The following is a 22055-nucleotide window of genomic DNA, read 5'->3' as shown; positions in this document are numbered from 1 at the left end:
CAATACTTGCGCAATGCTGAACTCCGCACTGCGCAGCCGGGCCGAGTACGCCGAACTCGGCGCCGAGGGTCTGGCCGCGCGCACCACGCCCGAGCGGGACGCAGCCGTCGTGAAGGCCGTCGAGGAACTGCTCGACGGCCGGGAGTCGGTGCTCGACCTGTGCTGCGGCTACGGCCGGATCGCCCTGCCGCTGCGCCGGGCCGGCAAGGTCGTGAGCGCCCTCGACATCTCGCCGAACCTGATCGCGGCCGGCCAGGCCCAGGCCGCCGAGGAGGAGCTCCGGATCGACTGGGCGGTCGGGTCGATGACCGACCTGCCGTACAAGTCGGACTCGTTCGACGCCGTGATCTGCCTGTGGACGGCGTTCCACGAGCTGTTCGGCGAGGACGAGCAGCTGTCGACGATCTGGGAGATCTCCCGGGTGCTCAGGCCGGGCGGCCTGGCGGTCATCGAGGGCCCGGTCTGGGGACCGGCGACCGCCTCGGAGATCGCGAACGGTCTGCGCCAGGGCCCGGAGCACCGGATCGTCACCACCGAGCACTTCGGTACCAGCAGCATCCACTTCATCCACGACGAGGCCAGCTACGGCCGGCTCTGCGCGGCCGCGGGCATCAAGGACTACAAGGTCTACAAGCGCGAGTGGGGCGGCCGGCGCCGGCTGATCCTGGAAATGCACCAAAGCTGACACGTCAGGAAAAAGAAGAAGCAGATCCCCACTCCACAATGGGGACCTGCTCCTTCACTGACCAAAGTCTAAATGTTTTCTCCCGACCGGTGGAAAACTCAGCTTTTCGATTCAAGATTCAAAAGGAAGCGTTTCGCGTCGAGGCCGCCGGCGTACCCGGTGAGCGCGCCGCCCGCCCCGATCACCCGGTGGCAGGGAAGCACCACGCACAAGGGATTCGCGCCCAGCGCGGTCCCCACGGCCCGGGCCGCCTTGGGTCGCTCGATGTCGCCCGCGAGCGCGCCGTACGTCGTCGTTCGCCCGTACGCCGTGAAGCGCGGCAGGTCGGTCAGGACCAGGCGCTGGAAATCCGTCGCCAGCGTCAGGTCGACTTCCAGGTCGAACGTTCGCCGCTGCCCGGCCAGGAATTCGTCGAGCTGGCGCCGTACGTCGTCCAGGGGCGCCGACTGCCGCAGGACCCGCGGCGAGATCGCGCGGGCCAGCCGGTGCGTCATCGTCTCCTCGTCGCCGAACGAGCTGGCGACGACCTTGCCGCCCGCGGTGGCGAGCAGCATCCGGCCGATCGGGGTGTCGTGCAGGGTGTAGGCGACGTCGGCGGTCGGGAGCACCGGCGGGCGGGCGGGTGGTCCGTCGAGGCGGCTGAGGCGTCCTTCGAGGTCAGTCATCATCAACTCCGAGTGTGCTGCGCAAGGTGGCCAGCGCGTCGCTGACCAGGCGACGCGACGCGGCCGGGGTGGTGTCGAGGGCGGCGGCCACTCCGTGGTGGTCGAGGTCGCCGACGTACTTGAGCGTGACGGCGTACCGCTGCCGCTCGGGCAGTGCGCCGACCGCCTGCCAGAGCTCGGGATCGGGCCAGTCCGTCGCGTCCGGCCCGTCGACCGCGACCGGCGGTGCCTCGTCGAGCGGCCGTTGCGGTCTCCGCGCCCGGTGCACGTCGGTCGCGCACCGCGCGGTGATCGTCAGCAGCCAGCTCCGCAGGTTCTTCGCCGAGGTCAGCTTCGGGTACGCCGCGAACGCCTTCTCCCAGGCGCGCTGCGCGACGTCGTCGCCGTCCACCGGCCCGGCCAGGGCCCGGGCCAGCCTGATCACGTCGCGCCAGTGCTCGTCGATGAGCGCCTGGAACGGCGGCAGGCCGGTCTTGTTCGTAGCCATCACGCCAGTAGAACGCACCGTCGCGGCGACGTGTGAGTCGGCGCGCTCCTGGACTCCTGTCCCGGATGCCGAGATTGTCTAGTTTTCCAGTCGACTTTGATGAGACAGTAATTGACATGACGACGACCAGGCAGCGCCGCGAGAGCGGTCGAGGGGACTTCACCCTCGTGCTGACCAGCCGTCTGTTCACCCGCCGCCGCGTCATCGACCAGATGCGGACGGCCAGCGCGACCTGTCGCTGACAGCCGCCTGAGGCCCGTCGAGGCCCCGCACGATCACCCGCACCGGTCGCGGCCCACCGCAGAGATCCGCCGCCGGGTTCACCCCTGCCCAGAGGGAGTGTCATGTCCGTCCACGCGATCAACCCTGCCCAGAACCACCGTCCCGGGCTCACCGTCGTGCCCGACCACCTGGACGAGCGGACCGTCGACGCCGACCTGTTCCGCTCCGTGTTCCGCCGGCACGCCGCCGGCGTCGTCGTGATCACCGCCGACGCCGGCCACGGCCCGGCCGGCTTCACCGCCACCTCACTGGTCTCGGTCAGCTCGCTCCCGCCGCTGGTCTCGTTCTCGATCGCGACCACGGCGTCCAGCTGGCCGACCATCCAGTCCACCCAGAGCGTGGTGATCAACTTCCTGGACGCCGGGCAGCGCGACCTGGCCGGCCGGTTCGCGACCAGCGGCATCGACCGCTTCGCCGACCCGACCCGCTGGTCGCGGCTGCGCACCGGCGAACCCGTCCTGGACGACGCGCCGAGCTACCTGCGCGCGCTGGTCGAGCACCGCTTCGCCGTCGGCGGCAACCACATCGTCGTGGCCCGCCTGGCCGTGCACGCCGAACGCCGCGAGCACGATCCGCTGCTCTACCACGACGGCCAGTACGTCACCACCGCCTGATCTGATGAGGAATCCCCTTATGTCGAAGAGAAATCTCGTTGCAGTGCTCGGCGCCGTCGCGCTGGTGGCACTGGCCGGCTGCGGCGGTGCCGCCGAGGCCGGTGGTGGCCCGAAGCTCGCGCTCGACGCGGCGCTGCCGACGTCCGCCGTACCGGACGGCGTCAAGATCGTCGTCGGCGATCCCACCACCCAGAAGGCGCTGGAGCTGTCCGGCCAGCTCGGCAAGGTCGACAAGTTCGTCCAGTTCGCGAACCTGAGCGGCGGTCCGCAGACCACCGAGGCGTTCCGGGCCAAGGCGCTCGACCTCGGCTCGGTCGCGGAGATCCCGCCGATCCACGCCACCTGGACCGGGCTGCAGGTGAAGATCGTCGCCTCGAAGTTCCGCCAGGACGCGCTGAACCACCCGATCTACCAGCTCGGCGTCGCGCCCGGCGTACCGGTCAAGACGTTGCAGGACCTGCGGGGCAAGAAGATCGCGTACAGCCCGGGGCAGGCGCAGGGTGCGCTGGTGCTCAAGGTGCTGAAGAAGGCCGGGCTGACCAAGGACGACGTGAAGCTCGTCGAGCTGCCGAGCACCGGTGACATCTACCCGAACGCGCTGGCCGCGAAGCAGGTCGAGGTCGCCCCGATCGGCGGCGTCGCGATCAAGCGCTACCTGACCAAGTACGGCAAGGACGGCGCGACCACGATCCAGCACGGCATCCGCGACGACGCCGGGCACCTCTACACGCTGACCTCGTCGCTCGAGGACAGCAACAAGGCGGCCGCGATCCGCGCGTACGTCGCCGCCTGGGGTGTCGCGCAGGAGTGGATCGACAAGCACCCGAAGGAATGGATCGAGGGCTACTACGTGAAGGACCAGGGCCTGACCACCGCCGACGGCCAGTGGCTGGTCGACAACGCCGGCCATCCGGAGATCACCAACGACTGGAGCGCCGCGATCACCCGCCAGCAGGAGACCATCGACCTGCTGTCCAAGGAGACCGGCAACAAGGACATCAAGGCCGCCGACCTGTACGACCTGCGCTTCCAGCCGGTCGCGGCCGACGCGATCAAGGCGGCGGCCAAGTGAGCGGCTCAGCGGCGACACTGACCGGGGTACGGGCTTCGAAGGCGGTCACAACCCAGCCGGTACGACGGCGCCGCCGGCTCGGACCGGGCAAGCCGATCCGCTTCGGCGCGCTGATCGGACCGGTGCTGCTGCTGGTGATCTGGAGCATCGGCTCGGCCGCCGGGTGGCTCGACCCGCGGATCCTCTCCGCGCCGTGGACCGTCGTCACCACCACCGGTGACCTGATCGCCGACGGCCGGCTGCAGTCCAACCTGATCACCTCGACGCAGCGGGCGTTCCTCGGGCTCGGCCTGGGCATCGTCCTCGGCACCGTGCTGGCGCTGCTGTCCGGCCTGAGCCGGATCGGCGAGGCGGTGCTCGACGGGCCGATCCAGATCAAGCGCGCGATCCCGTCGCTGGCGCTGCTGCCGCTGCTGATCCTGTGGCTCGGCATCGGCGAGACGATGAAGGTCACCACGATCACGCTCGGCGTCTTCGTCCCGATCTACATCCACACCCACAACGGCCTGCGCACGATCGACAGCCGGTACGTCGAGCTGGCGCAGACGGTCGGCCTGTCGCGGTGGACGTTCATCCGCCGCGTCGTCCTGCCCGGCGCGCTGCCGGGCTTCCTGCTCGGCCTGCGGTTCGCGGTCACCGGCGCCTGGCTGTCGCTGGTCGTGGTCGAGCAGATCAACTCCACCAGCGGGATCGGCTACATGATGGAGCTGGCCCGCACCTACGGGCAGACCGACATCATCATCGTCGGCCTGGTCCTGTACGGCGTCCTCGGGCTGCTCTCCGACGGAGCCGTCCGCCTGATCCAGAGGAGGGCCCTGTCATGGCGACGCACACTGGCGGACTGACGCTGACGAAGGCCGTCGAGGTCCGCGGACTCGTCCGCTCGTACGGCGACCGCGCGGTGCTCGACGATCTCGACCTGAGCATCGCACCGGGGGAATTCGTTGCCCTGCTGGGGAAATCGGGCTCTGGCAAGAGCACGCTGCTGCGCGCGCTGGCCGGGCTGGACCACGACGTGACCGGGACCGGCGAGCTGGTGGTGCCGGAGAACGTGTCGGTGGTCTTCCAGGACTCCAGATTGTTGCCCTGGGCCCGCGTTCTCGACAACGTCGTACTGGGGCTGCGGGACGCCTCGGAGCGCGGGCTGCGCAGCCTCGACGAGGTCGGGCTCGCGGGGCGTGAGAACGCCTGGCCGAACGAGCTGTCCGGTGGCGAGCAGCAGCGGGTCGCACTGGCCCGCTCGCTGGTCCGCGAACCCGCGCTGCTGCTCGCCGACGAGCCGTTCGGCGCGCTGGACGCGCTGACCCGGATCAAGATGCACGTGCTGCTGCGCAAGCTCTGCGCCGCGCACCAACCCGCCGTACTGCTGGTGACGCACGACGTCGACGAGGCGATCGTGCTCGCCGACCGCGTGATCGTGCTCGACGAGGGCCGCGTGGTCGCCGAGGAGCGGATCGAGCTGGCTCCGCCCAGGAGCTCCGCCGACCCGGCGTTCGCCGCCGTCCGGACCCGACTTCTCGATGCCCTGGGGGTTTCGCTGTGAGCAGGCAGTTGCACCTGAACGCGTTCTTGATGAGCACCGGTCACCACGAGGCGTCGTGGCGGCTCCCGGAGAGCAACCCGGTCGCCAACACCGACGTCGGGCACTACCAGGAGCTGGCCCGGACCGCCGAGCGCGGCAAGTTCGACTCGATCTTCTTCGCCGACTCGCCGGTGCTGTTCAGCGACGTCGGCCGGCGCCCGGCCGGGTCGCTGGAGCCGACCGTGCTGCTCACCGCGATCGCCGCCGCGACGTCCCGGATCGGGCTGATCGCGACCGCCAGTACGACGTACAACGATCCGTACAACCTGGCCCGCCGATTCGCGAGCGTCGACCATGTCAGCGTGGGGCGCGCGGGGTGGAACGTCGTCACGACCGCCGGGCCGGACGCCGCGAAGAACTTCAACCTGGCCGACCAGCCCGCCCATGCGGACCGCTACGACCGGGCCGCGGAGTTCCTGGAGGTGGCGTTCAAGCTCTGGGACTCCTGGGAGGACGACGCGACGCTGGCCGACAAGGAGTCCGGTGTCTGGGGCGACAACGCGAAGGTCGCCCCGATCGACCACGTCGGCCGCCACTTCCAGGTCCGCGGCCCGCTCAACCTCCCGCGCTCCCCGCAGGGCCATCCCCTGATCGTCCAGGCCGGCTCCTCGGAAGACGGCAAGGGCCTGGCCGCCCGCTACGCGGAAGCGGTCTTCACCGCCCAGCAGACGCTCGAGGACGCCCAGGCCTTCTACGCCGACCTCAAGTCTCGGACGGCGGCGTTGGGTCGCGACCCCGACGGTCTGAAGATCCTCCCTGGCATCGTCCCCGTCATCGGCTCCACCGAGACCGAGGCCCTCGCCCTGGAACGCGCCCTGGACGACCTGATCAAACCCGAGTACGCCCGCCAGCAACTGGCCCGCACGCTGCGGGTGGCCCCCGAGGACCTCCTCCTCGACCAGCCTCTCCCCGCCGACCTCCCCGACGAGGACGAGATCGAGGGTGCGAAGTCCCGCTACACCCTGATCGTCACCCTCGCCCGCCGCGAGAACCTGACGGTCCGCCAGCTGATCGGCCGCCTCGGCGGCGGCCGGGGCCACCGCACCTTCACCGGCACCCCCGAACAGGTCGCCGACGCCATCCAGTCCTGGTTCGAAGCCGGCGCCGCCGACGGCTTCAACATCATGCCCCCGGTCCTCCCGTCCGGCCTGGTCACCTTCACCGACGAGGTCGTCCCGATCCTGCAGCAGCGGGGTCTCTTCCGGGAGGACTACACCGGTACGACGCTCCGCGACCACTACGGCCTCCCGCGTCCCGCAGGCCGGACCGCGTCGTTGCAGGAGGCAACAGCCTGAGCGGTCGTTCCCAGCCGGACGGCAGCCCCTCCGCTGCCGTCCGGCGCTCGGTCAGAGCTCGCGAGGCAAATCGGCAACCGATTTCCGAGCCGGCGGCGTGGCTGAGTGACACGCTGACGAACACCCGTGCCAGAGTTGAGCCATGGCGAAACGCCCGAGCGTTGTTGCTCATCGCGGCGCGAGTGAGGTCAGTCCCGAGCACACGCTGGCGGCGTACCAGCGTGCGGTCGAAGCCGGGGCGGACGGGCTCGAGTGCGACATCCGGCTGACCTCCGACGGGCACCTGGTCTGTGTGCACGACCGCAGGATCGACCGGACCTCCAACGGGCGGGGGGTGCTGTCGACGATGAGCCTGGAGGAGCTGGACGGGTTCGACTGGGGGTCGTGGAAGAACCCGTGGGCCGACCTGGACGACGAGGCGGAGCTGCCGAGCCCGGACCTGACCAAGGTGCTGACGCTGGACACGCTGCTGGCGACCGTGCGGGACGCGGGGCGGCCGATCGAGCTGGCGATCGAGACCAAGCACCCGACCCGGTACGCCGGGCTGGTGGAGCGCCGGCTGATCGAGGCGCTGGACCGGTTCGGGTGGGCGCACCCGCGGATCGGGTCGGAGTCGCCGGTCCGGGTGATGTCGTTCTCCTGGCTGTCGCTGCGCCGGATGCGGACGATGGCGCCCGGCGTACGGACGGTGCTGCTGATGGACCGGGTCCCGCTGCGCTTCCGCGACGGGTCGCTGCCGACCGGAGTCTCGTACGCCGGTCCGAGCCTGGAGCTCGTCACCGCGCACCCGGAGTACGTCGACCGGGCACACAAGCACGGTCACCAGGTGCACGTCTGGACGGTGAACACCCCCGAGGACGTCCGGCACTGCCACGCGCTCGGGGTGGACGCGATCATCAGCGACCGCCCGGAGGTCGCGATCGCGACGCTGGCCGAGAACCCGGACCGGCCGCCGCTGCCGCCGTCGCGGACCCGGCGCCGGCTGACCCGCCGCCGCTGAACTACTTCTCAGTTTTATCAAGGCATTTCGTGATCGCCTGAATGCACTGAGTGATTTGTACGTTCAATTCTCTTGATTTGCCCGCTGTCGTGTAACAGAACTCTCACAGGGGTTTTCAAGCCCTTGATCGTGGGCAGATGTGCTAGTGCTGTTCCGACCCGAGGAGACCCTGCTTGTCCTCTGCGACCATGCCCGCCGACGTGAGCGTCGTGGACGTCGTCCTGCCGCACGAAGTGTCCGCGGTGGCGGCCGCCCGTCGCCGTCTTCACGACTTCCTGATCCGGGCCCAGGTCGCCGAACCCACCTGCGACGACGCGCAGCTGGTCCTGTCGGAGCTGCTCTCGAACGCGATCCGGTACGCGCCGGCGCTGCCGACCGGTGACGTCCGGGCCACCTGGTGGGTCGACAAGGCCGGGGTGCACATCGAGGTCACCGACGGTCGCGGCGACACCGAGCCGCAGCGGATCGTCGAGGCGCACCCGGAGTCGATCGGCGGCCGCGGGCTGGCGATCGTGGACATGCTCAGCTCCGACTGGGGCGTCCGCACCGGCGACAAGAGCCGGACCGTGCATGCCGTCGTACCGCTCTGACTAACTCTCCGCGGGAAGATCCTGCAAGACTGCGGTGCATGGGAAAGAAGTCGCGCAACCGCGCCAAGAACACGACAACCGTCGAGCTCGACCCGGCCGACCTGGTCGACGTCGGCCCGCGGGAGCCTTGCCCGTGCGGTTCGGGCAAGCGGTTCAAGCAGTGCCACGGCAAGGACCGGGCGCAGGCCGCCGACGCGTTCGTGGTCCGGCCCTTCGAGGGGCTGCCGGCCGAGTGCGACCTGATCGCGTTCCGTGAGATCGTCCCGGCCGGTACGGCGGAAGTGACGCTGACCGGCGAGCACAAGGGCAAGAAGGTCAACCTGGTCACCCTGCTGCCGATGGCGATGCCGGGTCTGGTCCGCGACGACGAGACGATCTGGATCGGCCTGCAGACCCACGCCTCGACCGGCGACCCCAGCCGCGACGTCGCGCACGCGATCACCGCGGCGCTGGCCACCGAGCCGGGCAACCCGATCCAGCTCGGCGACCTGCTCAAGGACGGCCCGCGGCTGCAGGACCTGATCGACACCAAGCAGCCGATCGTCGCCAAGGTGCACGAGGGCTTCGACTTCTGGGTCGGCGAGAACGTCGAGGACCCGACCGGCGAGGTCGCCGCGGGCCTGGAGCGGGCCAACGCGGCCGCGGCCCCGACGGTCCGGCTGGAGTCGGTCGAGGCGGCGTACTGGACGCAGATCGGCGACCGCCGGTACCTGCGCTGGGTGATGCCGCACAGCGAGGACGACCTGCTGAACGCGCTGGCCCGGCTGCACGCGGCCGGTACGTCGGCGCTGGTCGACGGCAGCCGGCTGATCGGCTCGTTCCGGGCGCTGGGCGTGCTCGCCCCGGTCTGGGAGCTGCCGGCCGACACCGAGGCCGCCGACCTGGAGAAGCCGGCCGCGGACTTCCAGACCGCGCTCGACAAGGCACTGAAGGCCGGTACGCCGCTCAGCACCGAGGAGCGCGCGGCGAAGGCCGGCCTGGCCAGCCGTCAGCTCACCATCCGCTGACGGCCACCGACCCCGGGCGCGCAGCCGGCATCTTGAACACCTCCGCGGGGCCTCGGACACGTTATTTCCTGTCCGAGGCCCCCGGATGGTGTCCGAGCCCCTCCACGCAACGCGAAGGCCCCCGCACCTGAAGTGCGGGGGCCTTCGCAACGTGGACGGCCCAAGTCCTGCTGACGGGGGAGCAACAGGGCCTGGGCCTAGGCATGAAGAGTACTCACAAGTTGCCTTCACGACAACCCCCGATTTCACTCCGCGTGTCGTCAGGCTTACTTGCGCCTTCAACCACCGATCGGCGCGCGGAGCACCGGGCAGGACATGCAGCGCGGCCCGCCGCGGCCGGACCCGAGCTCGGAGCCGGAGATCCGGATCACCTCGATCCCGGACTCCTCCAGCCGCGCGTTGGTCTCCACGGTCCGCTCGTAGGCGATGCAGACCCGCGGGGCCAGCGCGAGGGTGTTGTTGCCGTCGTCCCACTGCTCGCGCTCGGCGGTGACCGGGTCGAGGCCGGTGTCGATCCGGCGCAGGGTGTCGATCCCGAGCGCCTTCGCGGCCGCGACCAGGAACGGCTCCGGCTCGGCGACGTGCAGCTGGTCGCCGTCGGCGGTGACAGCCAGTGCCCGCATCTCCTCGGCCATGTTCGGGTACATCAGCACGGCGTCGACGTCGACCATCGTGCAGACCGTGTCCAGGTGCATGGTCGCGCGCTGCTGAGCGATCGGTACAGCGAGAACGGTGTGTGCGAGGTCCTTGGCGAACACCCGCTGGGCCAGCCGCTCGACACCGGCCGGCGTCGTCCGCTCGCCGACCCCGACCGCCAGTACGCCGGGACCGAGCGCCAGGACGTCGCCGCCCTCGACGTGCTCGAGCTGGTGGTCGTACACCTTCTCGGCCCCCGCGAAGCGCGGGTGGAAGCTGTAGATGAGGTCGGTCAGCTGGCTCTCCCGGACTCGCGCGGGCATCGCCAGCGACGTCACCGCGACGTTGTCCCGGATCCAGACGCTCGAGTCGCGGGTGAACAGCAGGTTCGGCAGCGGGTCGATCAGGAAGTCCTCGTGCGCCAGCAGCGACGTGACCAGGCCACCGGCCCGCACCTCGTCGTTCCGTACGCCGGCCATCAGCGCCTCGGCGAGCTGGTCCGGGTCGAGCGCGCTGAGCGCGTCGCGCAGGTAGTTGCGCAGCGTGTCGCCGAGCCGGAGGTCCTCGATCGTGCCGGCCACCGCGGTCGCGCGGGCGTCGGGATCGGTCAGCGCCTCGGTCAGCAGCTCGCCCAGGTAGAGCACCTCGACGTCGCGGTCGCGCAGCGCCTGGGCGAACGCGTCGTGCTCGTCCTGCGCGCGGCCGACCCAGGGCAGGCCGTCGAAGAGCAGCTTGTCGTTGTTGCGCGGGGTGAGCCGGCGCAGCTCGTTGCCCGGCCGGTGCAGCATCACGGTTCGGAGCGGGCCGACCTCGCTGTCGACGCCGTACGGCTGGCTCATGCCTGTCCCTCTCGTCGCGGTTCCGGGGTGCTGTCCACGCTACGGCAGCGCGGCGGCCGCCGTACGGATGGACGAATGTGTCTGATTGTCCGACAATCTTTGAAGGAAAGCGAACCGGAGCCGGTCCTTCGAAAGAACGAGATGTCCACAGGGAGCGGGTCCGGAGGCCAGCGATCGGCTCGGGAGCAATTAGGCTGCGGTGCTGTGTCCGGGAATGATCAGCCGTCGGTCGAGCCGCAGCGTGGGGTTGCCTGCGTGATTCCGGCGAAGGACGAGTCCGCGCGGATCGCGGCCACCGTGGACGCCGTCCGCAAGCTGGTCGGTGTCGACCTGGTCGTCGTGGTCGACGACGGGTCCACCGACGAGACCGCCGCCGAGGCCGAGCGGGCCGGTGCGGTCGTCGTCCGGCACGAGCGGAACCAGGGCAAGGCCGCGGCGATGGAGACCGGCGCCGCGGAGGTCGCGCGGCGCGACGGCGCCCGCGCCCGGCACCTGCTGTTCCTGGACGCCGACCTGACCGACACCGCGACCGGCGCCGAGCCGCTGATCGCGCCGGTGCAGGACGGCCGCGCCGACATGACGATCGGGACACTGCCGACCCAGGTCCGCGCCGACGGGAGCAAGGCCGGCGGCCGCGGGTTCGTCGTCCGGCTGGCCCGGGACGGGATCGAGCAGGCGACCGGCTGGGCGCCGGAGCAGCCGCTGTCCGGTCAGCGCTGCCTGACCCGCGCGGCTTTCGACGCGGCGCTGCCGCTGGCGAGCGGGTTCGGTGTCGAGGCGGCGCTGAGCATCGATCTGGGGCGCAAGGGCTTCCGCATCATCGAGGTCCCGATCGAGGTCCGGCACCGGGCCACCGGGACCGACCTGCGCGGCCAGCTGCACCGCGGCCGCCAGTTCCTGCACGTACGCCGGGCGCTCGCCGCCCGCAGCGCGCTGCCCTCGCGGAAGTCGTCGTGATGAGCGCTGACCGCCCGACGCCCAGCACCGACGAGTCGACCGCCGGAGCTAGCCCGGCTGGTGAAAGCACGTCAAGTACCGACCAGCAATCCGCCCGCGCGAACCGCGACGGCCGCCGCGCCGTCGGCCTGTACCTGATCTCCACCGCCCTCATCGTCGCCGCCGGCCTGCTCGGCCCGTCGGTCGTCGTCCTCACCCTGACCAACCGGCACGCCTGGCTCCCGTCGTACTGGTTCGACAGCAAGCCGAACGACTGGCTCGTCACGGTGATGATCTACGTCGCGATCCTGCTCGGCGGGTACGGCGTCTACCTCGCGACCCGCGCGCTCAAGCACGGCTGGGCGCCGCGGGTCCAGCGATTGGTTGCCCTCGGCATCGGTACGACGGCCGCCATCACGCTGGTCCCGCCGATGGCCTCCGGCGACGTGCTGATCTACGCGGCGTACGGCCGGATCCAGACGCTGGGCGGCAACCCGTACACGACCGCTCCCGCCGACACGATCCGCCTCGGGTACGACTCGGTGATCGCCGCGACCGAACGCCCCTGGCAGGGCGCGCGCAGCGTCTACGGCCCGATCGCGACCTGGATCCAGTGGTTCTCGTCGTGGGTCGGCGGCGACTCGATGCAGCTCACGGTCTGGATGCTGCAGCTCACCGTCGCGGTCAGCCTGATCGTCTCGGGGCTCCTGCTGCTGAAGCTGGTCGGTCCCGACCTGGTCAACCGCCGCCGGATCGCGATGCTCGCCCTGGCCAACCCGCTGCTGCTGTGGACGGTGCTGGCCGGCGCGCACAACGACGCGATCGCGGTGATGTTCGCGGTGATCGCGCTGGTGTTGTTCCGCCGGCACGTGTTCGCGGCCGGGATCATGCTCGGCGTCGCGGGCTGTACGAAACTGTCGATCGGCCTGGTCGGCGTCGCGATGCTCTGGTCGCTGCGCGCCGATCGCCGGCGCGCGCTGATGTTCTGCCTCGGCGGCGGCGTCTCGATGGCCGGCCTGTACGCCGTGGTCGGCCTGCAGGCCTTCCAGCAGGCGCGCTCGCAGACGTCGTTCATCTCCACCGGCACGCCGCACAAGGTGATCTTCAGCCTGTTCGACCTGTTCCTGCCCGGGGCGCTGGTGCGGACCATCATCGGGATCGCGGCCTGGATCGGGCTGATCTTCGTGGCGATCCTGCTCTCGCAGGTGTTCCCGAAGTCGCTGGTCCCGCAGACGCACCCCGACGACCCGACGCCCGCGGCCATTCGGTACACGGCGATCTACGCCGTCGCCTGGCTGCTGACGGCGATGTACACGCTGCCCTGGTACGACCTGATCGCCTGGACGGCGCTGGCCGCGGTGGCGGCGTCCAAGGTCGACAAGCTGATGGTGATCCGGACGACGATGCTCGCGATCGCCTACGTGCCCGGCCGGGATCCGAACGCCCGGCAGGTCGCGGCGTCGCTGTCGGACTCGCTGGAGTGGTTCAGCGCGCGCTTGCGCGACACGGTGACGCCGGCGGTCGAGCTGGCCGTCCTGGTGCTGCTGATCCTGTGGGCCCGGCGTGGTGGGGCGCAGTGGTGGCCCTACGACTGGCCGAAGCGCAAGACCAAAGCGCCTGTGGAAAAGACGGTCAGCAGCTAGTCTCTGCCGATGCAGAAGCTTGTGGGGGCGGGGCAGTACCAGACCGCGGAGCCGAACCATTTCGCCGAGCACCTGCGGACCGAGTCGCTCTCGGTCGGCACGTACTCGATCCCGGCCGGCGGCGTCGACGACCAGGCGCCGCACCACGAGGACGAGATCTACGTGGTGACGGCCGGGCGGGCGTTCATCGTGACGCCGGACGGCAAGGAGCCGGTCGGCCCCGGTGACGTGCTGTTCGTGGCGGCCGAGGAGCCGCACCGCTTCACCGACGTCACCGAGGACCTGGCGTTGCTCGTCTTCTTCGCCCCGCCGTACTCGGGGCGTTAACTCCAGAGGTCGTGGCCGGCGGCGATCGCCTGGGCGAGCACCGACTTGACCGGCTTGTCGAGCGCCGTCGCCGCGGTGACCACGTCCTCGTACTCCGGCTGCACGTTGACCACCTGGCCGCCGTACCGGGCGATCTTGACGTGGATCAACTGCCCGCCGACCTCGACGCTGGCGAATTCACGGTCCGCCGCGTGCTTGCGGATCGGGAACTCGCGCAGCCCGATCGCGGACGTCTCGGTCAGGATCACCGAGCGGACGAGCTCGGCGTTCGGGCTGCTCACCAGCACCGAGAGGGTGTGCGCCGGGCGGCCCTTCTTCATCAGGATCGGCGTCAGCCACGCGTCCGCCGCGCCCGCCTGGAGCAGCCGCGCGAGCACCTGCGGCCAGATCCGCGGGTCGAGGTCGTCGACGTTCGTCTCGTAGACCAGCTCGGTCGCCGGCTGCACGGTCGCCTCACCGATCACCACCCGCACGATGTTCGGCACCTCGACCGGGTCCCGCCCACCCGCGCCGACACCCGTCTGCACGATCCGCACCGGCGGCATCAGCCCGAACTCGTCGGCCAGCGTCGCCAGCAGCGCGGCGCCGGTCGGCGTCGTCATCTCGTACGGCGCGGTGCCGCCGACCACCGGCGCCTCGGCCTCGCGCAGCAGATGCAGCACCGCAGGCCCCGGGATCGGAATCCCGCCGTGCTGGCCGCGCACCTGCCGGCCACCGCCGAGCGCGATCGTCGACACCACGATCCGGTCCAGCTCGAGCGAAACGGACGCGGCCGCGACGCCCACGATGTCGGCGATGGCGTCCAACGCCCCGACCTCGTGAAAGTGCACCTCGTCCAGCTCGACCCCGTGCGCCGCGCCCTCGGCCCGAGCCAACCGAGCGAAGGTGTCGAGCGCGCGATCCCGCACGGCGTCATCCAGCCCAGCGGCCTCGATCACCCGGCGAACCTCAGCCCACGAGCGGGTCCCACCCGAGTGCCCATGCCCATGCCCGTGCCCGTGTCCCGCCCCCGTGTCGGTGGGGTGGGAGGGAGAGGTGCCCGCCGCCCCGAGCCCTCCGGCTTCGCGGTGGGCGTGCCCGGCTTCGCCGTGCCCATGTCCGTGCCCATGACCGGTCTCCACCGGCGCCTCGGCGTACGCCGCGTTCGGGTCGTTCTCCGGGTGCGGCTCCTCGTTCACCCACACCGACGCCTTCGTGGCCGCGATCTGGTGCCTCAGCGTCTTCTCGACGCGCACCGACAGCGACGCGTCGACCGCCGCCACGGCCGCGTTCACCGCGGCGACATCGGCCCCGGCGTCCAGGAAGGCGCCGAGGAGCATGTCACCCGACGCCCCCGCAGAGCAGTCGATCCAGGCGACTCTCACTGCTCCTTCACCTCCGCCGGCGCGGCCCGGCGGGCGACCCGCGCGGCGAACACACCCGCGCCGAAGCCGTTGTCGATGTTCACCACCGTCACCCCCGGCGCGCACGAGTTCAGCATCCCGAGCAGCGCGGCGACCCCGCCGAACGACGCCCCGTACCCGACCGACGTCGGTACGGCGACCAGCGGTACCCCCGTCAGTCCGCCGACGACGCTCGGCAGCGCACCCTCCATCCCGGCGACCACGATCAGGCAGTCCGCCGCCGCGAGCCGCTCGCGCACCCCGAGCACCCGATGCAGCCCAGCCACACCCACATCCGTGATCAGCTCGACCCCGGCCCCGAACACCCGAGCCGTCGTCGCCGCCTCAGCGGCAACCGGCGCGTCCGACGTACCAGCCGAAACCACAGCGACAGTCCCGCTCGGCGCAGGCGCAGCCCCCAGTACGGCGGTCCGCCCCACCGGATCGACCACAGCGTCGGGCAGCTCAGCCGCGACCAGCTCCTGCGCCTCCACCGACAACCGCGTCGCCAGCGCCGCGCGACCGCCGTGCGTCGCGTGCAGCGTCCGGAGCAGCTCCACGATCTGCACCGGGGTCTTCCCGGCGCCGTAGACCACCTCCGGGTCGCCGGTGCGCTCCAGGCGGTCGGTGTCGAGGCGGGCGTAGCCGAGGTCGTGAACGCCGGGCAAAGGTCCAGGATCAGGCAGATGGGTCACCCCGCGAATCTACGTCGCCGCCCAGCCTTCCGCCGATTCGAGGTCCACATCGCTACCGAGAGCACCTGACAAACCACACAACCCGTTAGGCTGCCGCACGTGTCTTCGACGTTAGCCGCTGGTTTCGGGATCGCCGCACTGTTCGTGGCGGTGCTCGCGCTCGTGTTCGCCGTCCAGGCGCTCCGCGGGCAGTCCGCGGCGGCCAAGGAGGCCGCGAAGGCGCCGGTGACCCCGCCGAAGACCGAGCTGCCGCCGCGGCCCGAGCCGAAGCCCGGCACGGTCGGCGCCCAGCTGCACACGCTCGGCGAGCAGCTCGACGCGACCCAGGCCGCGGTCCGGCTCTCGCTGCAGCACCTGGCGATCGTCCGGTACGACGCCTTCGGCGACATGGGCGGCCGGATGTCCTGGTCGGTCGCGCTGCTCGACGACAACGGCGACGGCGTCGTGCTGACCTCGATCAACAGCCGCAACGACGCCCGCTCGTACGCCAAGGAGATCAAGGCGTTCGAGAGCGAGGCCAAACTGTCCCCGGAGGAAGAGGAAGCCCTCGAAACCCTCCGCAAACAGGCCGCCCAGCCCACCGACAGCTAACGCACCAGCCCGTTCCGGTAGGCCAGCACCACCAGCTGCGCCCGGTCCCGCGCACCGAGCTTCTGCATCGCCCGCTGCACGTGGGTCCGGACGGTGAGCACGCTCAGGTGCAGCTCCCGCGCGATCTCGTCGTTGGCCTGCCCCTCGGCGGCGAGCCGCATCACCTCCAGCTCGCGGTTCGTCAGCTCGTCGAGCCCCGGCGAGGGCGGACCGGCGGGTCCTCGACCGGCAAGGAACTGCGCGATCAACGCCTTCGTCGCCCGGGGTGACAACAGGCTCTCCCCGGCCGCCACCACCCGAATGGCGTCCAGCAGCCCGTCCGTCGTGACGGACTTCCCGAGAAATCCGCTCGCGCCGGCGCGCAGCGCCCGCGCGACGTGCTCGTCGTTCTCGAAGGTGGTGAGCACGAGCACCCGCGTCCCGGCCAGCGCGGGGTCGGCACAGATCGTCTCGGTCGCGGCCAGCCCGTCGGTCCCCGGCATCCGGATGTCCATCAGCACCAGGTCGGGCCGGTACCGACGGACCAGCTCGACGGCCTCCGCGCCGTCGGCCGCCTCCGCGACCACCTCGAGGTCGGCGCAGGAGTCGATCAGCAGCCGGAACGTCCCGCGCAGCAGCGCCTGGTCGTCGGCCAGCAGCACGCGGATCGTCACTCGTTCACCGTCGTCCCGTACGGCGAACGCGGCAGCACGGCGACCAGTTCGAACTCGTCGCCCCGGCTCACCCGCAACTCGCCTCCGACCGCCTGCGCCCGCTCCCGCATCCCGATGATGCCGTACCCCCCGCGCTCCGCGTCGGCGCCGGGCGCGACCGGGTTCGTCACCGTGACGACCAGCGCGCTGCTGGTGTACTCCAGCCGCAGCGCGGCGACCGGCGTCGCGGCGTACCGGGTGGCGTTGGTCAGCGCCTCCTGCAGGATCCGGTACGCCGTGAGGTCGACCCCGGGCGCCACCTCCCCGGGTTCGCCGACGACCGCGAGCTCGATCGCGAGCCCGGCCGACCGGCAGCCGTCGAGCAGCGCCGGAAGCTGCGCCAGCCCCGGCGCCGGCTCGAGCGAGTCGTGCCGTAGTACGCCGACGGTGTCGCGCAGCTCGAGCAGCACGGTCGACGTGGTGGTCTGCAGGCCGCTGAGCAGCTGCTTCGCGAGCGCCGGATCCGTGTCGAGCAGGTGCGCCGCCGTACCGGCCTGAGCGTTGGCGACAGCCAGGTGGTGGGCGACGACGTCGTGCAGGTCGCGAGCGATCCGCAGGCGCTCCTCGGTCACCCGCAGCCGCGCCTCCTCCTCCCGCGTCCGCTCGGCGTGCTCGGCTCGCGCCTGGACCACACCCAGCCATGCCTGTCGCAGCCGTGCCCTGCTGCCGGCGACGAGCGGCAGCAGCAGCCACAACGCCGGCCCGACAGCGCGGAGCAGCACGGTCGCGTCGAGGTTCAGGCCGACGGCGACGCCGACGATCAGCGCCGCCGCCACACCGCCGTACAGCCAGGTCGTGCGGGGTGGAGCGGTCGCGGCCAGCCAGTACAGCGCGACCATCACCGGCGCGAGCAGCAGCGGGGTGAGCAGGTAGCCGAGCGCTCCGGTCGCGACAGCGCAGGCGGTGGTCAGCACCACCACGGCCCGCGGGTGGTCGCGGGCCTTCAGCAGAGCGAGGCAGGCGACGCTCGCCAGGCCCACCCCGACCCACACGTTGCCCGGGCGACCCTCGCCCGGGGTGAACAGGTTCACCCCGAGGACCGCGCCGCCCAGCAGCGCGACCACGACGACGGCGTCGGTCAGCCGCGGGTGCTGTTCGGCGTACTCGAGGCTGACCATCGTGCTCCTCTCAGCGCGCTGCGGTGGTGCTGTCGATCATCTCCCGCGCCGGGCGCAGACGGTCGCCTTCCACGTCGACGCGCGGGAGGATCCGGTCCAGCCAGGCGGGCAGCCACCAGGCGCGCCGCCCGAGCAGGGCCAGCACCGCCGGTACGACGGCCATCCGCACCACGAAGGCGTCCAGCAGCACGGCCGCGGCCAGGCTGAAGCCGATCATCTTGATGAACGCGTCGTCCTCGACGACGAACCCGGCGAAGACCGCGGTCATGATCAGCGCCGCCGCGACCACCGCCCGGGCACTGTGCCGAAACCCGGTGACGATCGCCGCCCGCGGTTCCGCGCCCTGGACGTGCGCCTCGCGGATCCGGGAGACCAGGAACACCTGGTAGTCCATCGCCAGCCCGAACACGATGCCGATCATGAAGACCGGGACCGCGCTCATGATCGGGCCGGTCTGCTGCACCCCGAGCAGGCCCGCGGCGAACCCGTGCTGGAACACCAGCACCATCGCGCCCAGCGCCGCGACCACCGACAGCAGGAAGCCCAGTGCGGCCTTGACCGGGATCAGGACCGAACGGAAGACCAGCAGGAGCAGCACGATCGCGAGCCCGACGACCGTGCCGAGGTAGGGCAGCAGCGCGCTCTGGAGCTTGCCGGACAGGTCGATGTTGATCGCGGTCGTCCCGGTCACCTGGTACGACGCCCCGGTCCCCGCGGTGATCGTGCCGCGCGCGTCCCGCAGGGCCCGGACCAGGTCCTTGGTCGCCTCGTCGGTCGGACCGGTCGCCGGGACCGCTTCGAAGATCGCGGCGTCGGCGGCGTCGTTGAACTGCGGCGGGGACACCGCCACGATCCCGTCGACCCCGGCCACCCGCCGCGCGACCACGGCGGCGGCCTGCTGCGGGTCGGCCGCTGCGCCGGCGTCGACGACGATCATCAGCGGACCGTTGAAGCCGGGGCCGAACGCCTTCGCCAGTTCGTCGTACGCGCGTCGCTCGGTCGCGGTGACCGGGCGGGACTCGTCGCCGGGCATCCCCAGGTGCAGCCCGGCCGCAGGGATCGCGAGCGCGCCGAGCAGCACCACACCCGCCGTCAGCACCGCGGCCGGGCGCCGCAGCACGAACCGTGCCCACCGCTCGCCGGCCCGTCCGGGACGCTCGGTCCGTGCCGACCGTGCCAGCACCTGGTCCGGGACGAACCCGAGCACCGCCGGGACGACGGTGAGCGCGACCAGCACCGCGACCACCACCGCGACGACAGCGGCCAGCCCCATCTTGGTCAGCATCGGGATCCCGACCACCCACAGCCCGGCCAGCGCGATCACCACGGTCAGCCCGGCGAACGCGACGGCGGACCCGGCCGTGCCGAGCGCCCGGGCGACCGCGTCGACGGCAGTCAGCCCGTGGCCGCGCTCCTCGCGGTAGCGCGACACCACGAACAGCGCGTAGTCGATCCCGACCGCCAGCCCGAGCATCAGCGCCATCGTGCCGGTGGTCGCCGACAGCCCGAGTGCCTCGCTCACCGCCAGCGTCGACAGCATGCTGACCGCGACCCCGAGCAGCGCGCTGAGCAGCGGCAGCCCGGCCGCGATCAGCGATCCGAACGTCACCACCAGGATCACCGCGGCCAGCGAGATCGCGACGATCTCGGCGGCTCCGCCACCACCCGAGGCCTCCAGGGCGGACCCGCCGGTCTCGACCGTGAGTCCTGCCGTCCGGGCGACCTCGGCGGCCGCGGCGAGCTGTTCGCGACTGCTGTCCGTGACCGCGGCCGCCGGTACGTCGTACATGACGCTCGCGTACGCCGCCGACCCGTCCTTGCTGACCGCGCCGGCCTCGAACGGATCGCCCGCCATCGCGACCTGGTCGCCCGTCGCCAGCCGCCGGACGGCGGACTCGACGGCAGCTCGGTACGGCGCCGCCGTCACCTTCCGGCCCGCCGGCGCGACGAACACGACGGTCGCGCCGCCGGCGTCGGCGGTGATCCCGGGGAACCGCTCGCGCATCAGCTCGAAGGCCTGCTGGGACTCGACACCGGGCACCGAGAAGTCGTCGTCGGGAACCGCCGGCGCGGTCAGTCCGGCGAACAGCGCGCCGGCCAGGATCACCAGCCAGGCCAGCAGGACCGGCACGCGACGGGTGAAGGCGAACCGGCCGAGCCGGGCCAAGATCGTTGCCACAGGGACGTCTCCATCAGGAAGGTTGCAGGAGACTTCACGCTGTCAGCGGAGACCGCCTCGCGTCGTCGTACCGGAGACGGCTGCTCACTACTGAATCCGTACCGGTTCGTGAGAGCCCGACTGCTGCGACCGCAGTACGCCTCAGCGGCGCTTGGGCACCCGTACGACGAGCGCCCCCGGCTCCACCTCAGCTGAGAGCGACCGCCCCGGCCCGATCCCGTCGCCGTCGAGCTGCCGCTGTACGTCCACGGCGGCGTCGATCTCCACCTTCCGCGCCGTGAACCGCTCGAGGTACATCTCGGTCCGCTTCGTCCGCGTCATCACCCGCCAGAACACCAGCGGCCACTGCGTGACTCGCCGCGGCGCGATCACCACCACGTCGATCATCCCGTCGTCGGGCCGCGCGTCGGGCAGCAGCGGGATGTTCGCCTGCAGCATCCCGACGTTGCCGATCACCACGGTCCGCACCCGGCGCTCGATCGGTTCGGCGTCGTCGAGCGCGATCCGGACCTTCACCGACGGGTGGTTGATGTTCTTGGCCGCCGAGACCAGGTACGCCGTCCAGCCGATCTGCGCCTTCAGGATCGGCGGCGCCCCGGTGATGATCGCGGCGTCCAGACCGAGCCCGGCCATCACGGCGAAGTGGTCGGTGTCGAGCCCGTCACCGTGCACCTTGACCAGGTCGATCCGGCGTTCCCGGCCGTCCAGGATCCGTTCCAGCGCGTCGTCGAGGTCGAGCGGGATGTGCAGGTTGCGGGCGAGCAGGTTCCCGGTGCCGGCCGGGATGACGCCGACCGGGATCGCGGTCCAGGCCAGCGCGGCCGTCACCACGCGCACGGTCCCGTCACCGCCGGCGACCAGGACCAGGTCCGACTCGTGCTCGATCGCGCGCTTGGCCATCGCGTTGCCGGCGTCGTCCTCGCGGGTCTCCAGCCACAGCGGGTCCTCGAAGCCGCGGACGGCGAGCGCCCGGGTCACCTTGCGGCGGAACGCGACCCCGTCGCCGACCTTGATCGGGTTCACGATCACGGCGGCGCGCGGCGGCGTCGTACGGGCTTCGTCGGACGGCGTACGACGGCGCCTGCGGCGCAGACCGGGCCGCAGCCCGAAGCCGATCGAGGTCGCGGTCAGGATGGCCAGGCCGAGCGCCCAGCCGCCGAGCACGTCCGACACGTAGTGCACGTTCAGGAAGATCCGCTCGGCGGAGGCGAGCAGGACGACCGCGATCGTCGGCAGCAGCACCAGCGTCCGGAACCGGCGCCGCCAGCCGCGCACCGACGGCAGCACGACCCCGAGCGCCCCGGCCATCACGAACGCGGCCGTCGCGTGCCCGGAGACGTACGACCAGCCGTCGTTCTCGACCAGCGCCGCGGCCGGGCGGACCCGGTCGAAGATGTGCTTGACCGCCTGGACCAGACCCAGTTCGGCGCCCGCGGAGACGACCAGCCAGACCGTCAGCAGGCGGGCGCGCCGGTGCCACAGGTAGATCGCGACACCGAGGATGACCGCCCGCATGGTCCACGGGATGACCACCGCGTCGATCACCTGCCACAGGTCGACCCAGCTCGGCCGGGCGGACCCGTACGACGCGACGCGCGCGGCCACCGACTCGTCCCAGCGGCGCAGCGGCGGCCAGTCGCCGAAGACCAGCAGCGTGATCACGGTGAACGGCAACGCACCCAGCACGACCGTGACGGCACGGCCGAGATGACTGGGTGGATGGTGGTTCATCGCCCGC

General features: G+C 71.3%; 23 protein-coding genes. 14 read left to right on the top strand and 9 right to left on the bottom strand.

The features are described 5' to 3' along the window. Positions 1-13 precede the first annotated feature (13 nt). Positions 14-685 (top strand): class I SAM-dependent methyltransferase, encoded by a 672-nt coding sequence (locus ACZ6Z4_RS26575; protein ID WP_465569616.1) that lies wholly within the window; start codon positions 14-16, stop codon positions 683-685. 98 nt (positions 686-783) lie between these two features. Here the strand turns inward: ACZ6Z4_RS26575 and ACZ6Z4_RS26570 are convergent, their stop codons facing one another. Beyond that, positions 784-1350, bottom strand: a complete 567-nt coding sequence (locus tag ACZ6Z4_RS26570; RefSeq protein WP_465569615.1) for a methylated-DNA--[protein]-cysteine S-methyltransferase — start codon at positions 1348-1350, stop codon at positions 784-786. After that, entirely contained in the window at positions 1343-1837 is a 495-nt protein-coding gene (locus ACZ6Z4_RS26565) for an RNA polymerase sigma factor (RefSeq protein ID WP_465569612.1), read from the bottom strand. The genes ACZ6Z4_RS26570 and ACZ6Z4_RS26565 overlap by 8 nt, the downstream gene beginning before the upstream one ends. A gap of 116 nt (positions 1838-1953) precedes the next feature. On the opposite strand from ACZ6Z4_RS26565, the gene ACZ6Z4_RS26560 reads away from it, so the two are divergent. From ACZ6Z4_RS26560 to ACZ6Z4_RS26520, 9 genes are all read left to right on the top strand, one after another. Next, a complete protein-coding gene (locus ACZ6Z4_RS26560; RefSeq protein WP_465569610.1) occupies positions 1954-2079 on the top strand; it encodes a hypothetical protein in 126 nt (41 codons plus the stop codon). A gap of 102 nt (positions 2080-2181) precedes the next feature. Then, positions 2182-2733: a flavin reductase family protein gene (locus ACZ6Z4_RS26555; RefSeq protein ID WP_465569609.1), complete on the top strand. Its 552-nt coding sequence runs from the start codon at positions 2182-2184 to the stop codon at positions 2731-2733. A 19-nt stretch (positions 2734-2752) separates the two neighbouring features. Further along, entirely contained in the window at positions 2753-3805 is a 1053-nt protein-coding gene (locus ACZ6Z4_RS26550) for an ABC transporter substrate-binding protein (protein WP_465569607.1), read from the top strand. After that, positions 3802-4650: an ABC transporter permease gene (locus tag ACZ6Z4_RS26545; RefSeq protein WP_465569605.1), complete on the top strand. Its 849-nt coding sequence runs from the start codon at positions 3802-3804 to the stop codon at positions 4648-4650. The genes ACZ6Z4_RS26550 and ACZ6Z4_RS26545 overlap by 4 nt, the downstream gene beginning before the upstream one ends. After that, a complete protein-coding gene (locus ACZ6Z4_RS26540; protein WP_465569604.1) occupies positions 4626-5348 on the top strand; it encodes an ABC transporter ATP-binding protein in 723 nt (240 codons plus the stop codon). Before ACZ6Z4_RS26545 ends, ACZ6Z4_RS26540 begins: the two co-directional genes overlap by 25 nt. Continuing rightward, the gene (locus tag ACZ6Z4_RS26535) at positions 5345-6682 is read left to right on the top strand and encodes an LLM class flavin-dependent oxidoreductase (RefSeq protein WP_465569603.1); all 1338 of its coding nucleotides are present in this window, start codon (positions 5345-5347) and stop codon (positions 6680-6682) included. Before ACZ6Z4_RS26540 ends, ACZ6Z4_RS26535 begins: the two co-directional genes overlap by 4 nt. A gap of 142 nt (positions 6683-6824) precedes the next feature. Next, the gene (locus tag ACZ6Z4_RS26530) at positions 6825-7682 is read left to right on the top strand and encodes a glycerophosphodiester phosphodiesterase (RefSeq protein WP_465569602.1); all 858 of its coding nucleotides are present in this window, start codon (positions 6825-6827) and stop codon (positions 7680-7682) included. Between the two features lie 173 nt (positions 7683-7855). Beyond that, positions 7856-8272, top strand: a complete 417-nt coding sequence (locus ACZ6Z4_RS26525) for an ATP-binding protein (RefSeq protein WP_363676679.1) — start codon at positions 7856-7858, stop codon at positions 8270-8272. 38 nt (positions 8273-8310) lie between these two features. Further along, complete coding sequence (locus ACZ6Z4_RS26520; RefSeq protein WP_465569600.1) at positions 8311-9279, top strand: DUF5926 family protein; 969 nt, start codon at positions 8311-8313, stop codon at positions 9277-9279. A gap of 278 nt (positions 9280-9557) precedes the next feature. Here ACZ6Z4_RS26520 and ACZ6Z4_RS26515 read toward each other — a convergent pair whose 3' ends face one another. Further along, on the bottom strand, positions 9558-10754 hold the full coding sequence (locus tag ACZ6Z4_RS26515; protein ID WP_465569598.1) for an arginine deiminase: 1197 nt from the start codon (positions 10752-10754) through the stop codon (positions 9558-9560). A gap of 204 nt (positions 10755-10958) precedes the next feature. Between ACZ6Z4_RS26515 and ACZ6Z4_RS26510 the strand changes: the two genes are divergently transcribed. From ACZ6Z4_RS26510 to ACZ6Z4_RS26500, 3 genes are read left to right on the top strand one after another with little or no spacing between them, the layout of a single operon-like run. After that, complete coding sequence (locus ACZ6Z4_RS26510) at positions 10959-11711, top strand: glycosyltransferase family 2 protein (protein WP_363676676.1); 753 nt, start codon at positions 10959-10961, stop codon at positions 11709-11711. Next, positions 11711-13333, top strand: a complete 1623-nt coding sequence (locus tag ACZ6Z4_RS26505; RefSeq protein ID WP_465569596.1) for an MptA/MptB family glycosyltransferase — start codon at positions 11711-11713, stop codon at positions 13331-13333. The genes ACZ6Z4_RS26510 and ACZ6Z4_RS26505 overlap by 1 nt, the downstream gene beginning before the upstream one ends. A 9-nt stretch (positions 13334-13342) precedes the next feature. Further along, a complete protein-coding gene (locus ACZ6Z4_RS26500) occupies positions 13343-13660 on the top strand; it encodes a cupin domain-containing protein (protein ID WP_465569595.1) in 318 nt (105 codons plus the stop codon). On the opposite strand, the gene larC is transcribed toward ACZ6Z4_RS26500, so the two are convergent. Together larC and larB are read right to left on the bottom strand one after the other, a co-directional pair. Then, on the bottom strand, positions 13657-15024 hold the full coding sequence (gene larC, locus ACZ6Z4_RS26495; RefSeq protein WP_465569593.1) for a nickel pincer cofactor biosynthesis protein LarC: 1368 nt from the start codon (positions 15022-15024) through the stop codon (positions 13657-13659). The two genes, ACZ6Z4_RS26500 and larC, sit on opposite strands and share 4 nt — an antisense overlap. Further along, complete coding sequence (gene larB, locus ACZ6Z4_RS26490) at positions 15021-15737, bottom strand: nickel pincer cofactor biosynthesis protein LarB (protein WP_465569591.1); 717 nt, start codon at positions 15735-15737, stop codon at positions 15021-15023. Before larB ends, larC begins: the two co-directional genes overlap by 4 nt. A gap of 99 nt (positions 15738-15836) precedes the next feature. Here larB and ACZ6Z4_RS26485 point away from each other — a divergent pair, with 99 nt between their 5' ends. Then, complete coding sequence (locus ACZ6Z4_RS26485) at positions 15837-16328, top strand: DUF4446 family protein (protein WP_465569589.1); 492 nt, start codon at positions 15837-15839, stop codon at positions 16326-16328. Here ACZ6Z4_RS26485 and ACZ6Z4_RS26480 read toward each other — a convergent pair. From ACZ6Z4_RS26480 to ACZ6Z4_RS26465, 4 genes are all read right to left on the bottom strand, one after another. Beyond that, positions 16325-16981, bottom strand: a complete 657-nt coding sequence (locus ACZ6Z4_RS26480) for a response regulator (RefSeq protein WP_465569587.1) — start codon at positions 16979-16981, stop codon at positions 16325-16327. The two genes, ACZ6Z4_RS26485 and ACZ6Z4_RS26480, sit on opposite strands and share 4 nt — an antisense overlap. After that, complete coding sequence (locus ACZ6Z4_RS26475) at positions 16978-18138, bottom strand: sensor histidine kinase (RefSeq protein ID WP_465569585.1); 1161 nt, start codon at positions 18136-18138, stop codon at positions 16978-16980. The genes ACZ6Z4_RS26480 and ACZ6Z4_RS26475 overlap by 4 nt, the downstream gene beginning before the upstream one ends. A gap of 10 nt (positions 18139-18148) precedes the next feature. Beyond that, positions 18149-20317, bottom strand: coding sequence for an MMPL family transporter (locus tag ACZ6Z4_RS26470; protein ID WP_465569583.1), 2169 nt, complete (start codon positions 20315-20317; stop codon positions 18149-18151). A 141-nt stretch (positions 20318-20458) separates the two neighbouring features. Continuing rightward, entirely contained in the window at positions 20459-22048 is a 1590-nt protein-coding gene (locus ACZ6Z4_RS26465; RefSeq protein ID WP_465569581.1) for a bifunctional phosphatase PAP2/diacylglycerol kinase family protein, read from the bottom strand. Between the last annotated feature and the right edge of the window lie 7 nt (positions 22049-22055).

Source organism: Kribbella sp. NPDC104740 (genome assembly GCF_055583505.1).
This window is presented reverse-complemented; position numbering and strand designations above follow the sequence as displayed.